General features: G+C 32.6%; 16 protein-coding genes. 11 read left to right on the top strand and 5 right to left on the bottom strand.

Annotation, left to right across the window (positions count from 1 at the left end; all coding sequences use genetic code 11):
- Nucleotides 1-41: 41 nt before the first annotated feature.
- Together hemC and hemA are read right to left on the bottom strand one after the other, a co-directional pair.
- The gene (gene hemC / locus EV196_RS02850) at nt 42-1619 is read right to left on the bottom strand and encodes a hydroxymethylbilane synthase (RefSeq protein WP_132214682.1); all 1578 of its coding nucleotides are present in this window, start codon (nt 1617-1619) and stop codon (nt 42-44) included.
- Nucleotides 1612-2871 carry a glutamyl-tRNA reductase gene (gene hemA, locus EV196_RS02845; RefSeq protein ID WP_132214680.1) on the bottom strand — a complete coding sequence of 420 codons (1260 nt, stop codon included), beginning with the start codon at nt 2869-2871 and terminating at the stop codon, nt 1612-1614. Before hemA ends, hemC begins: the two co-directional genes overlap by 8 nt.
- Nucleotides 2872-3056: 185 nt before the next feature.
- On the opposite strand from hemA, the gene EV196_RS02840 reads away from it, so the two are divergent.
- From EV196_RS02840 to EV196_RS02795, 11 genes are all read left to right on the top strand, one after another.
- The gene (locus EV196_RS02840; RefSeq protein WP_132214678.1) at nt 3057-3962 is read left to right on the top strand and encodes a helix-turn-helix transcriptional regulator; all 906 of its coding nucleotides are present in this window, start codon (nt 3057-3059) and stop codon (nt 3960-3962) included.
- A gap of 49 nt (nt 3963-4011) precedes the next feature.
- Nucleotides 4012-4251, top strand: a complete 240-nt coding sequence (locus EV196_RS02835) for a hypothetical protein (RefSeq protein ID WP_132214676.1) — start codon at nt 4012-4014, stop codon at nt 4249-4251.
- Entirely contained in the window at nt 4251-4547 is a 297-nt protein-coding gene (locus EV196_RS02830; protein ID WP_132214674.1) for a type II toxin-antitoxin system RelE/ParE family toxin, read from the top strand. Before EV196_RS02835 ends, EV196_RS02830 begins: the two co-directional genes overlap by 1 nt.
- 18 nt (nt 4548-4565) lie before the next feature.
- Nucleotides 4566-5288 carry a ThuA domain-containing protein gene (locus EV196_RS02825; RefSeq protein WP_132214672.1) on the top strand — a complete coding sequence of 241 codons (723 nt, stop codon included), beginning with the start codon at nt 4566-4568 and terminating at the stop codon, nt 5286-5288.
- 90 nt (nt 5289-5378) lie between these two features.
- Entirely contained in the window at nt 5379-5537 is a 159-nt protein-coding gene (locus EV196_RS19835; protein WP_165876087.1) for a hypothetical protein, read from the top strand.
- Nucleotides 5538-5589: 52 nt separating this feature from the next.
- Nucleotides 5590-6621, top strand: a complete 1032-nt coding sequence (hemH, locus tag EV196_RS02820) for a ferrochelatase (RefSeq protein ID WP_132214670.1) — start codon at nt 5590-5592, stop codon at nt 6619-6621.
- Nucleotides 6621-7973, top strand: a complete 1353-nt coding sequence (locus EV196_RS02815; RefSeq protein ID WP_132214668.1) for an MATE family efflux transporter — start codon at nt 6621-6623, stop codon at nt 7971-7973. Before hemH ends, EV196_RS02815 begins: the two co-directional genes overlap by 1 nt.
- A gap of 2 nt (nt 7974-7975) precedes the next feature.
- Nucleotides 7976-8521 (top strand): CopD family protein, encoded by a 546-nt coding sequence (locus EV196_RS02810; protein WP_132214666.1) that lies wholly within the window; start codon nt 7976-7978, stop codon nt 8519-8521.
- Between the two features lie 122 nt (nt 8522-8643).
- Entirely contained in the window at nt 8644-10101 is a 1458-nt protein-coding gene (locus tag EV196_RS02805; RefSeq protein WP_132214664.1) for a sensor histidine kinase, read from the top strand.
- Between the two features lie 3 nt (nt 10102-10104).
- Entirely contained in the window at nt 10105-10521 is a 417-nt protein-coding gene (locus EV196_RS02800; RefSeq protein ID WP_132214662.1) for a copper resistance protein NlpE N-terminal domain-containing protein, read from the top strand.
- Between the two features lie 3 nt (nt 10522-10524).
- A complete protein-coding gene (locus EV196_RS02795) occupies nt 10525-11307 on the top strand; it encodes an enoyl-CoA hydratase/isomerase family protein (RefSeq protein WP_132214660.1) in 783 nt (260 codons plus the stop codon).
- 91 nt (nt 11308-11398) lie between these two features.
- Here the strand turns inward: EV196_RS02795 and EV196_RS02790 are convergent, their stop codons facing one another.
- The 3 genes from EV196_RS02790 to EV196_RS02780 all read right to left on the bottom strand — a co-directional run bounded on the left by EV196_RS02790 (nt 11399) and on the right by EV196_RS02780 (nt 13336).
- The gene (locus EV196_RS02790) at nt 11399-11923 is read right to left on the bottom strand and encodes a DUF6985 domain-containing protein (protein ID WP_132214658.1); all 525 of its coding nucleotides are present in this window, start codon (nt 11921-11923) and stop codon (nt 11399-11401) included.
- A 150-nt stretch (nt 11924-12073) separates the two neighbouring features.
- Nucleotides 12074-12550 (bottom strand): hypothetical protein, encoded by a 477-nt coding sequence (locus tag EV196_RS02785; RefSeq protein WP_132214656.1) that lies wholly within the window; start codon nt 12548-12550, stop codon nt 12074-12076.
- A 102-nt stretch (nt 12551-12652) separates the two neighbouring features.
- Nucleotides 12653-13336: a hypothetical protein gene (locus EV196_RS02780; protein ID WP_132214654.1), complete on the bottom strand. Its 684-nt coding sequence runs from the start codon at nt 13334-13336 to the stop codon at nt 12653-12655.
- Nucleotides 13337-13464 lie beyond the last annotated feature (128 nt).

Raw genomic sequence — 13464 nt, 5'->3', positions numbered from 1 at the left:
AAAATTGAAAATTTAAAATTATAAAAAATATCTAAATAATTTTAAATGTAGTGTTCATTTATTAATTCGATAACACTTTCTACCGTTGGCACTTTAGCAACACGAACATCCTTGAAGTGTTTTTTAGCTTCATTTGCTGTAGAATCTCCAATACAAAAAGCAATAATTTCTGTTTTGTTTTTTTGAACAAAGCTTTCAACTGTTGATGGGCTGTAAAACATAACACTATCAACGCTATCTGTAACTTTCAAGCCATCGTATTTGGTTTGGTAGGCTTCCACTTCGGTTACTTTTATGTTGTTTTCTTCTAAAATAGTTGGCAGGTCGTCCATTCTTAAATCGCTACAAAAGTAGGTTACTTCACTACCTTCCATAAACTCAACTAAATAATTAGCTAATTTTTTAGCATTGTTTTCAAAGTGTTTTACTTTGCCAATTTTTTGCTCCACCAAACGCTTGGTTCGACGGCCTACGCAATAAATGTTTTTAAATTGAAGTTCTATAGCTGAAAAATTAGTAAGTAAGGCTTCAACCGCATTTTTACTGGTAATAATAACATTTTGAATTTCATTCTTTACAAAGCGCGGATGAATTCTATTTAGACTTATCTTAATAAAATCGCTACTTTCAACCGTTACTTTTTCATGAAAAAGTAAACGTTGGGCTTCTGTAAACGATTTTGTTGAATATACATTCGTTTTTTTATGGGAGTTTTTAATACTATCCATTAAACGCTTGCCACCACGTTCAATCACAAAATTGGCACAAAACTCTGCCATGTCATGGTGTTCGCCTAGTTTCTTAACTCGGGTTACATCAATTCTTTTAGAGCCATCAACACTTAATAAAACACCTTTAAAGTTTATTTCTTCGTCTTTTATGTAAGCCAAAGCGCCGATGGGAGCGGTACAACCACCTTCTAGTTTATTTAAAAATTCACGTTCAATAGTGGTGCAAATTTCAGTTTCTTCGTGGTTTAACTCTTTACATGCTGTGCGAACAAATTCATCTTCAGCTAAAGCAGTAACCATAATGGCACCTTGTGCAGGAGCAGGAATCATCCAATCTAAATTGATAGCTTCTTCGGGTCTAATCCCTATTCTGCCAATACCTGCGGCTGCAAAAATAGCACCGTTCCAGTCTTCATTATTTTCCAGTTTTTGTAAACGTAAATTCACATTGCCTCTTAAATCTACAACCGTATGCGTTGGGAAACGGTTTAGCCATTGCGCACGTCTGCGTAAACTTCCTGTGGCAATAACAGCATTTTTAGAACCTAAAAACTCTTCGTTATTTTTAAAAACTAAGGTATCGTTTACATTGCCACGTTTTAAAACAGCTGCTTGTACAATGCCATTTGGTAATACTGTTGGCACATCTTTAAGCGAATGTACTGCGATATCAATATCATGGTTTAACATCGCAATATCGAGCGTTCTAGTAAAAATACCTGTAATGCCTAATTGATAAAGGGGTTTGTCTAAAACTAAATCGCCTGTAGATTTTACAGGGATTAATTGTGTTTTATAACCTAAACCTTCGAGTAATTTTTGTACTATTTTGGCTTGCCATAACGCTAATTCGCTATCGCGCGTACCAATTCTTATAATTTTAGACATGTGTTGTTGGTTGTAACTGAAAAACCTTTTTTATGAGTTCCAGACTTTCATCGGTAGGAATGCCATCATCTTTTAAATGATGTGCAAAATGATTGGTGATTTTTTGTATGATATTGTTGCTTATCAACGCTGCTTGGGCTTCATTAAAATCGCTATTTTTTCTTCGCTGTGTATCTAATTCCGCAGCAGCGAAATCATGTAATTTAGCTTTTAAAGCTTTAATGGTTGGTGCAAATTTACGAGTTTCTAACCAGCTGCTAAACTCTGCTTTTACCTCTTCAATAATAAGTTCAGCTAACGGAATGTATGCTTTTCTTGCTTCTAAAGTTTTATCGGTAATTTGAGATAAATGATCTAAGTGTACCAAGGTTACATTATCCAATTCTTCAACATTATCATCCACGTTTTTTGGAATCGATAAATCTAAAATCAATAACGGTTTTTTCGTTTGAATAATGTGTTTATCAATAGTTGGGCGTTGTGCACCTGTGGCAACAATTATAATATCAGACGTTTGAATTTCTTCCTGTAAATTAGCATAATCTTTAACTAATAAATTGAATTTTCCAGCAATTTGTTCTGCTTTATCTTTCGTTCTGTTAATTAAAGTGATGTGTTCGTTTTTTGTGTGCTTAACTAAGTTTTCACACGTATTTCTTCCTATTTTTCCTGTTCCAAAAAGCAAAATATTTTTATTTGAAACATCTGCAACGGTATTGAAAATATATTGTACAGAAGCAAAAGAAACAGAGGTGGCGCCTGATGAAATTTCGGTTTCATTTTTAATACGTTTGCTTGCTTGAATAACAGCATTTATCAAACGCTCTGTAAAATGGTTTAATAAACCTAGATTTTTAGAAACACGAGCACTTTTTTTCAACTGACTAATAATTTCAAAATCACCAAGAATTTGGCTGTCTAATCCAGAACCTACACGAAACATGTGCGCTATAGCATCATTGTTTTTATAAACGTAAGCTACTTTTTGAAATTCCTCAACAGTACCTCTAGTGTTTTCACAAAGTAATTGGATTAATTGGAATGGATGTTCGGCAAACCCATAAATTTCCGTACGGTTACAAGTAGAAGTTACCACCAAACTCTCTATGGCATTTTTTTTAGCTTGGTTAAGCAGTGCTAATTTAGCAGTATCGTCCAAACTAAAATGGCCTCGTACGTCAGCATCAGCTTTTTTATAACTTAAGCCAATGGCGTAAAAGTATTTGCTTTTAGATATGTTATATTGGTGCATAGTTGGTTTACGAATTTCCGAAAGCAAATGTAAATGTATGGAAACAAAAAAAGTAACGCTGAAAGAACTTTTAGTGTCGTTTGTGGTTTTTTACCTTGTTTTTAAAGAAATATATGATAATTGTCATATTTTTGCAGTAAAACCAATGTGTTAAAATCGATTAGTTTAGAATAAATCTAAATAGTATGTTTGAAAATAACCATAATAGTCAACAAAAAAATAACGCTGTAAGTGCTTTTGATGAGACAAAAGTAGATGATGGTTTTTTTGTTCTAGTTTATAAAAATGATGGAAACGAAACGCAAAGTCTTCTTAAAGAAATACATAGCGATTATATTCAATTTCATTTTTGTTTAAAGGGTTCTAGTAAATTTGTTTTTAATGAAGGGCGCTATTTGTTGAATATTTTGGAAGAAAACTCTTTGTTGCTTTATAATCCACAACAAGATTTGCCAATTAACCTTCAAGTTAGTCCAAACTCTTGGATGGTTACGGTGTTAATTTCAATAAAAAAATTCCATGGACTGTTCTCCCAAGAGGCCGATTATATTACATTTTTAGACGAAGATAACAAGGATAAAAAATATTATAAAGATGGTAACATTACACCATCTATGGCTATTGTTCTCAATCAATTAATTAATTATAATCTGAATCAATCCATTAAAGATTTATATTTTAAAGGAAAAGCTTATGAACTTTTAAGCTTATATTTTAATAGAAGTGAAGATACTAATATTGAGCAATGCCCATTTTTAGTTGATGAAACGAATGTAATTAAAATTAGAAAAGCAAAAGATATTATAGTGTCTCGAATGGCAGAACCACCAAGTTTACAAGAACTTGCCGATGAAATTGGATTGACTCTTAAGAAATTAAAAGAGGGTTTTAAACAAATTTACGGAGATTCGGTTTTTAGTTTTTTGTTTGATTACAAAATGGAAGTTGCTCGAAAACTTTTAGAGTCTGGTGAAAACAATGTGAATGAAGTGGGTTTAAAAGTGGGTTACAGCACATCGAGTCATTTTATTGCGGCTTTTAAGAAGAAGTATGGTACTACGCCTAAAAAATATTTAATGTCATTGTCCTGAAATAAATAATGGAACATTAATTGTATATTTGATATAAAAGCGAACGGTTATGGCAACTTTAGATTTAAAAAAAAGTGTTTTAAAATATATAGATGAAGCGGACGAACGACTTTTAAAATTAATGAAAGCATTGGCAGAAAGTTATCAAGAGGATTCTCAAGAAGATTTTTTGTTAAACGAAGATGATTATTATAAACTTGATAAGCGTCGTGATTTACACTTAAAAGGAAAAAGCGCATCCAATACTTGGGATGAGGTGAAGAAAAATGCAAGAAACGCCGCAAGATAATGGCCTTTAATTTGGAAATTAAAGAAGAAGCTACTATTGAGATTATTGAAGCCTATCTTTACTACGAAAGTAAACACCTAGGATTGGGAGAAAAGTTTTTAGAGCATTTAGATACCTATTTTCTCAGAATTCAAGCCAACCCAAATCACTTTCCTAAAAAACGAAAACCTTATCGTGAGGCCTTTATTAAACGTTTCCCTTTCGTAATTATTTATGAAGTTGAAAAGCATAATATAATCGTTTACGCTGTATTTAATACTTGGCAAAACCCAGTAAAAAAGAAAAGAAATATTTAGTGTCCTAAAATTAATTTTATGAAAAACATCTTAGCAATTCTTATTATTTTTTTAAACCTTTCATGTAAAGCTTCAGATACACTTAAAAGTCCAGATAAAGTGCTTATTTTTACAAAAACGGCTGGATTTAGGCACCAATCTATTGAAACGGGTGTTAAAACCATTGAAGAATTAAGCAAGCTAAATAATTTTGAAATAACACATACTGAAGATGCTGCGGTGTTTACTCCAGACAGTTTAAAACAATACCAATTGGTTATTTTTCTTAACACCACAGGCGATATTTTGAATGCCGATGAAGAAAAAGCTTTTGAAGCATTTATTCAAAATGGCGGAAGTTTTATGGGCATCCATTCTGCTACCGATACAGAATACGAATGGCCTTGGTTTGGTAAACTAGTAGGCGCCTATTTTTTAAACCACCCAGAACAAGCAACAGCAACGATAAAGCGTGTTAATTCTAAGCATCCATCTACAAAACATTTACAGGAAAAATGGGTTCATTATGATGAATGGTATAATTTTAAATCTATTAATCAAGATATAAATGTGATATTGAATTTAGATGAATCAACTTATGAAGGTGGAAAAAATGGTGAGTTTCATCCCATAGCATGGTATCATGAATTTGACGGTGGCCGCTCGTTTTACACAGGATTGGGACATACCAACGAATCGTATGCCGAACCCGAATTTAAACAACACCTTTTAGGCGGTATTTTATATTGCTTAAAACGATAATTTTTGTAAGTAATATGGTTTTTAATTGACTATTTGTTAACAAACGTGCAATTAAATGATTGTAATTTTGCCATATTAAAAATGTTTAAAATGAAATATCTAACCCCAGAAATAGAAGCATTATCTAAAAATGCAAACACGAAATCTTTAGTGCGATCGAGTACCTCTTGTGGTATTTTTCAGGATTGTGATTATAATGAGGAACGCCCTAAATTATACCATCAACAAAAAATAGAAAAACAAATCTAGAATTACTTGTTCCAAAATATGTTGATTGCAATTTCTATCGTATTTTTGCAACATGAAAAAAGGAATTTTACTTGTGAACCTTGGCTCTCCCGATAGCCCAACCCCAAAAGACGTAAAAAAATATTTAGGCGAGTTTTTAATGGACGAGCGCGTTATAGATATCCCGTTTTTAGCAAGAACAGCACTTGTAAAGGGTATCATACTAAAAACGCGCCCTAAACAATCGGCTGCAGCTTATAAAAAAATATGGTGGGATGAAGGATCTCCATTAATTGTGCTTTCAGAAAGACTTCAAAAGAAAATACAAAAGCAAGTTGATGCTCCAGTTGCTTTAGCGATGCGCTATGGTAGTATGACCATTAAAAAAGGACTTCAAGAATTGGTTGATAAAGGTGTAGATGAGGTGTTGTTATTTCCATTGTACCCACAATTCGCCATGGCAACCACAGAAACTATTACGGTTTTAGCAGAAGAACTTCGTCAGGAATTTTTCCCTAATGTAAAGATAGAATCGGTGCCAGCGTTTTATAACAAACCCGATTATATAGAGGTGCTTTCAAATTCAATAAAAAATCATTTAGAAGGTAAAAATTACGAACATTTGTTGTTCTCCTATCATGGAGTTCCAGAACGCCACATTCGAAAAAGTGATGTCACCAAATCGCACTGTAAAATAGATGGTAGTTGTTGTGTAACGCCAAGTAAAGCTCACGAATTCTGTTACCGCCATCAATGTAAAGAAGTCACCAGATTGGTTGCTGAAAAACTTCAATTTAAAGAAGGAACCTATTCAACATCATTCCAATCCCGTTTAGGTTTCGACCCGTGGTTGCAACCTTATACAGACAGAACCATTGAACGTTTAGGGAAACAAGGGCTTAAAAGTATGGCGATTGTAACACCAGCATTTGTGAGCGATTGTTTAGAAACTTTAGAAGAAATAGCGATGGAAGGTCAGGAAATTTTCCATGAAATGGGCGGAAAGGATTTTGCAACCGTACCATGTCTAAATGACGATGATGCTTGGGTAGCATTACTTTCTAAATGGATTAACACTTGGACAACTACTAATATACTAGTTTAATGGCTAGAGTATCATCACAAGATTTAGGATCGCAGCCCATCGGTAAAATACTGATAAAGCAAGCCATTCCTGCGTCTATTGGTGTTTTAGTTATGTCGCTAAATATTTTGGTAGATACCATTTTTGTTGGACATTGGATAGGCTCAACAGCCATTGCAGCCATTAATGTTGTGTTGCCAGTTTCATTTTTTATTGCCGCTTTAGGTATGGCCATTGGTATTGGTGGTTCTTCTATTATATCGAGAGCTTTGGGTGCCGATAGTCCAGATAAAGCACTAAATACATTTGGTAATCAAATTACATTAACGGTACTGCTTACGGTTACTTTAGCGGTGATTGGGTTGATTTATAAAGATGCCATTATTTTATCTTTTGGTGGTAAAGGTGCAATTTTCGAACCTGCTAAAATTTATTATACCATCGTATTGTACGGTGTGCCATTTTTGGCTTTAAGTATGATGGGAAACACCGTAATTCGGGCTGAAGGCAAACCAAAATTTGCGATGTATGCGATGATGATTCCTTCGGTAAGTAACTTAGTTTTAGATTATATTTTTATAAATGTATTAGATTTTGGAATGGAAGGCGCTGCATGGGCAACATCCATTTCTTATATATTATCTTTCTCTTTTATACTATGGTTTTTCATTTCTAAAAATTCAGAATTAAAAATAAATGCAACCCATTTTGGGTTAAATCCATCTATTGTTTCAGAAATTGGATCTTTAGGCTTTGTAACATTAGCGCGACAAGCAGTAGTGAGTATTACTTATTTGTTTATGAATAATATTTTATTCGATTTAGGTGGAGAAACTTCGGTAACTGCTTATGCCATTGTGGGGCGCATGCTCATGTTTGCCATGTTTCCAGTTTTAGGTGTTACACAGGGTTTTTTACCTATTGCCGGGTTTAATTATGGCGCCCAAAATTACGATAGGGTAAGGCAAAGTATCAATACGGCCATTAAATATGCTGCTATTTTATCTACTTTCATATTTATTATTTTAATGATTTTTCCTGAGGCCATAACACGGATGTTTACAACCGATTTGGAGGTTATTAAACAAACTCCAAGCGATATGCGTTGGGTATTCGCTGCCACCCCCATTATTGCTGTTCAACTCATTGGTGCTGCGTATTTTCAATCTATCGGAAAAGCCATTCCAGCGTTGTTATTAACTTTAACACGTCAAGGGTTTTTCTTTATTCCTTTAATATTAATATTGCCAAAATTTTATGGCGAATTAGGTGTTTGGATTTCTTTTCCCATCTCCGATGTGCTTTCAACCATCGTCACCGCTTATTTTTTAAATAAGGAAGTTAAAACAAATTTAATGAATCAATCCGTTTAGTTATGGCATATTTCTATATCAAAGCATTTCATCTTATTTTTGTAATTACTTGGTTTGCAGGCTTGTTTTACATTCCAAGGCTGTTTGTATATCAAATTGAGGCTTTTCACAAACCATCACCCGACAAAGAAATTCTTGGGAAACAACTAAAACTTATGGCGAAACGTTTGTGGTATATTATTACGTGGCCATCGGCTATTCTAGCTTTACTTTTTGGATTGATTTTATTTTACATGAATCCGACTTTAATTTATTTCGATTGGATGCAAGTTAAATTAGGCTTTATTGTTTTACTCTTTATTTATCATTTAAAAACACAACAATACTACAAACAATTACAAAACGATATCGTTAAAAAAACATCCAGTTTTATGCGAATCTGGAACGAAGGTGCTACATTTATTTTATTCGCTGTTATATTTTTGGTTATTTTAAAAAGTGCCATTAATTGGATTTGGGGTATTGTAGGCATATTTGTTTTAGGGGTGTTAATCATGTTAGGGTTTAAATTGTATAAAAACATACGTGATAAAAATCCAGAAGCTTAATCGAAAAATTCAAACATTAAAACCCAAGTGCCAAATTCTAAAAATTTAAAAAGTGTAATTTGGAATTTCACAAACGTGTTTTTGGTTTGATTATTGCTATATTTATTGAATTGAAAATATAGATGAAACTCAAAAAACTTTCCTTACGTACTCGTATTTTTTTAGCCATGATCCTGTTGGTATTAATGGCATCGGTGCTTATTTCCATAGTTGCTATTTACCAATATAAAGAACAAAGTGAAGATTACCATAAAGAGCGCTTAGAACGTAAGGAAGAGAATATCCAAACACATTTAAAACGTGTGTTGAACGGTAGGCAAAACACTTGGGAAGTTAAAACCGAAAACATTCCCATCATTTTTAAGGATGAGGTTTATAACATAGCCGATATTCATAAACTTCAAATTAATTTATACGATTTAGAAGGATCCTTATTGATTTCTTCCAGAGCAGGTTTGCAAAATAATGCCGCAGACCAATGTATTGATGCTGAAATTTTAAATACCATATCAAATACAGCGTTTCATAGGTTTGTAGATAAACGTGTAGAAAATGGCGAAACGTTTCAATCGTCATACACCTATCTTGTCGATCAAAAATCGAAAGCCATTGCCATACTAAATTTACCATATTTAGAAAAAGACGATTTTCTAACTAAAGAACTTGAAGAATTTTTAACGCGTATCGCTGTTGCCTTTATGTTTGTGTTACTTACGGCAATCGTTATTGCATTTTTATTATCCAAATACATCACAAAATCGTTAAAAACTATTAGCGATAAAATTAATACCACTCGATTAGAAAAACGCAACCAGAAAATTGTTGTAGATGATACCAGTGAAGAGATTTCAACCTTAGTTAGTTCTTACAACAGTATGATTGACGAACTTGAAGAAAGTGCCATACAATTAGCTAGAAGCGAACGTGAACAGGCTTGGAGAGAAATGGCAAAACAAGTAGCTCATGAAATTAAAAACCCGTTAACACCTATGCGTTTAACAGTTCAAAATTTTCAACGGAAGTTTAATCCGGAAGATGAAAATATTCATTCCAAATTAGATGAATATAGCAAAACGTTAATTCAGCAAATAGATACCATGAGTTCTATTGCATCCGCTTTTTCAAACTTTGCTAAAATGCCAGCGCAACAAAACGAAACCTTAAATGTGGTTAACATTGTAAAGCTTGCTTTAGAAATTTTTAATGAAGATTACATCGATTTTTCTGCTGAAAAAGACGAAATTATAGCGAAACTAGATAGAACGCAATTAATACGCGTTGTTACCAATTTGGTTAAAAATGCCATTCAATCTATGCCAGAGCATCAAACTCCAAAAATTAATATTAACGTATCTACTAATAATAACAATGTGGTTATTTTAGTTTCAGATAATGGTTCGGGTATTTTAGAAGAAAATATAGATAAGGTTTTCGAACCAAAATTCACCACAAAAACTAGTGGTATGGGGCTTGGTTTGGCCATGGTAAAAAATATTGTAGAAACTTACAAAGGCACCATTACATTTAACACAGAGAAAGATAAGGGTACCGTATTTCGTGTCACATTTCCTAAATTATGAATTATGAAGTATATAGTTTTATTATTAGTTTTTTGTTTTAGTTTAAGTGTTTTTGCTCAAGCTGGAGTGTATATTAGAGAATCTAAAAATACTGATGGTACAAAAATGAAATGGACCCTTACATTGAATGATGATGGTGTATTTTTGTACCATTTTTATCGCAATATTGAGGGAGTGGGTAATCCAGAAGAAAATTTTTATGGAAAAGGCACTTGGAAAGCTGAAAATAATGTCATCTCTTTAACTACAAATAAAGAAACAGATTTGGATGATATGCACACCATGAATTTTTCAAATTCCAAAGCAAGATATACAACTAAATCACCCAGAGATACATCAGATAAAGTACTAAAAACGTCATTACGATTTTATGAATCTGATATTTTTCATATTAAAGGATTAGAATTATTTAAAGAATAAATTATGAGTTACAACAACATTTTAGTAGAAGAAAACCATGGAATAACCACCATAACTATTAACCGACCAAACAAATTAAACGCTTTAAATAAGGAAACGATTGAAGAATTGCATGAAGCTTTTAAAGATGAGGAAGAAGATGACGATACCAAAGTTGTTATTTTAACAGGAAGTGGTGAAAAAGCTTTTGTAGCAGGTGCCGATATTAGCGAGTTCGCTAATTTTGATGTGAATGAAGGCACAAAACTAGCCGCAAAAGGTCAAGAAATGCTTTTTGACTTTGTCGAAAATTTTTCTAAACCGGTTATTGCTGCTGTAAACGGTTTTGCGCTTGGTGGTGGCTTGGAATTAGCTATGGCATGCCATTTTAGAATAGCCAGCGATAATGCTAAAATGGGACTTCCAGAGGTGTCTCTTGGTGTTATTCCTGGGTATGGTGGTACTCAACGCTTGCCACAGTTAGTAGGTAAAGGTCGCGCCATGGAAATGATTTTGACGGCAGGTATGATTGACGCAAACCAAGCCTTAAATTATGGGTTGGTAAACCATGTAGTACCACAAGAAGAATTGATTCCGCTTTGCGAAAAAATAGCTAATAAAATTGCGAACAATTCGCTGGTTGCCATAAGTTCTGCTATTCGAGCTATTAATGCCAATTTTGAAGATGGTGTTAACGGGTACGATGTTGAAATAGAGGAATTTGGAAATTGCTTTGGGACCGATGATTTTACAGAAGGTACCACGGCTTTTTTGAAAAAAAGAAAAGCTAATTTTCCGGGGAGGTAGGTTTCAAATTCAATTTTAATGTGTTATCATATTTTAGGTCAAGACACGGTGTGTCTAGTACTTTTTATTTATATGCTCATATATTACTGTGTTACTCTTCATAGTCAAAATGTCGAATATAACCTCCGCTTTCCCCATAATGGTCCAGTAGAATGCCATTTCTTAAAATCAATTCGCAACCGTGTTCATCTTCCCATTCAGGGTAAAAAACTAATTTTACAAATCTATTGTTTACCTGGTCAGTTTCGTCGATAACAACGTGGTCGATATTTGACTTTTCAAAGGCACTTTCTTCATCAGTTATTCCAAATTCCCTTAGATTGGCTTGCGATTCTGTTTCTCCATCCAATACTTCAAATCCATAAGAAGTGTTTTCGCAACATTCAATACAATGTTTGTATAGTAATATCTTCATAAGAGATTTGCTTTCGACTGGTAAATTCAAAAAATCATTAACTGCTTTTACAAACTTTTCCGATATTATTTTATCTGTATTTTTGAGATTGTAATCGGAAGTAAATAAGTCTAACCGAACTTCTTTTTTAAAAAATTTAGAATGGACATTCATTTTTCCAGAAGTCCAAATACTGTTAATTAATATTTCTTCTCTTGTCATTATTGAGCAATCTATTTTAGTGGTAATGTTTATTTATATTGAAAGTTTCGTGTTTGCGTCGAGGATTTTCCGAATGAAAATAAGACGTTAGTAAACAATGCAACTGGCATTGGTTAAGCTAAAAGTAACATTTTTTTTATACCGTGATGGCTACAGTTTAGTACTAACATTTTCATAAATTTCTTTTAAAAATTTAATTTTTTCACTGTCAATGGTTAATTCTTTTGTGTCTTTTAAACTCATCGAAACTAACTTATTTTCAATTATACCAATTAAAAAAATTGACCATTTGTTATCATTTTCGTTTTTATCAATAATCCGCAGTTTCCATAAAAGAATGTCATCATTATGGTTATTTTCAAGTTGTTTTATTTCCGCTTTTATTTTTTCATCAGAATTGTTGCTCCAATAGTTAGATTCCCAGTTGTAATATTTTTTGATTAATTCAGTTGTCGATAAACTATCTGAATAGTATTCAAACAGGTTTTTGTTCCTTACTGATACTGTAAACATCTGATTGGTCTTTTTTATTTTAAAAAAATGCTGATTGGCATTGGTGTTTTTACCTAAGTATTCGAATCTACTAGGAAAATGAAAAGTAATTCCATTCAATTCTAAAACATCCATTTTTTGAGAGAAGCAAACAAATGGTAATAATATCAGGACTATAAGTTTTATCTTATTCAAGTACTTTATTTAATTGTAGCCAATAAGTATAAAACAATAATCCTACTCATGAAAAATACTAGATTTCCCTCTTTTTTTTCTGTAAATTTTAATAGATATAATGATGACCCAAATCACGAATAAGCTTAAAAAGAAGTAGGTAGCTAGTACGTAGCCATATCTATATTTTGGTGGTTTTCCTAAATATTGGCTAATATCTTGCTTGGTGTTTATTTTAACAGAATTAAAAAGTTCGGTTTTAACATCGTTATTAAATTGTGTATCACTTGCGTAGAAAAATGTATATAAATTCTTGTTTAATAAATAGAATTCAGCTTCGTAAGTAGGTGTTTCTAAGTCGTTTGCAAATTTTAAATTATAACCGGTAAAACCTTCTTTTTCAACAAGTGTTTTCGATTTTAAATAATAAGGAACTCTATAACGCATTCTAGCTATAACACGATTATATTCGTCTATTAAACTTGTGTAATCGTATGGCAATCTGGATAGACTTTCCTTTTGGTCTTCATTTTCAAAAAGTACTTTTTGTACAATGAAATTGAAAGTTTTAGTTTTAAATCTAATTTGGTGAATTTCTACACCATCGACAATTGTGTCCGATTCAACGAAATTTTTTGGAACATCCAAACTAACCAAGTCATCTAATTTGTACGAGATCATCTCGCTATTTTGGGCAGTTAAAGTACTGGTAATCAGAATAAAAAATAATATATAAAGCTTTTTCATAATAGTGCGGTTCTTAAAAATCCTTCAATAAAGTTTAAAATTTTAATAAGCCTAAAGTAAACATTTTTTCAACTCCATAAACAATTCATATTCATATTTAATAAAACATTATTAGTGATTAACTTAGG

It is taken from the genome of Mariniflexile fucanivorans (assembly GCF_004341235.1).
GTDB classification, from domain to species: Bacteria; Bacteroidota; Bacteroidia; order Flavobacteriales; family Flavobacteriaceae; genus Mariniflexile; species Mariniflexile fucanivorans.
The sequence above is the reverse complement of the archived record's forward strand: the minus strand, read 5'-3'. Positions and strand labels throughout refer to the sequence as shown.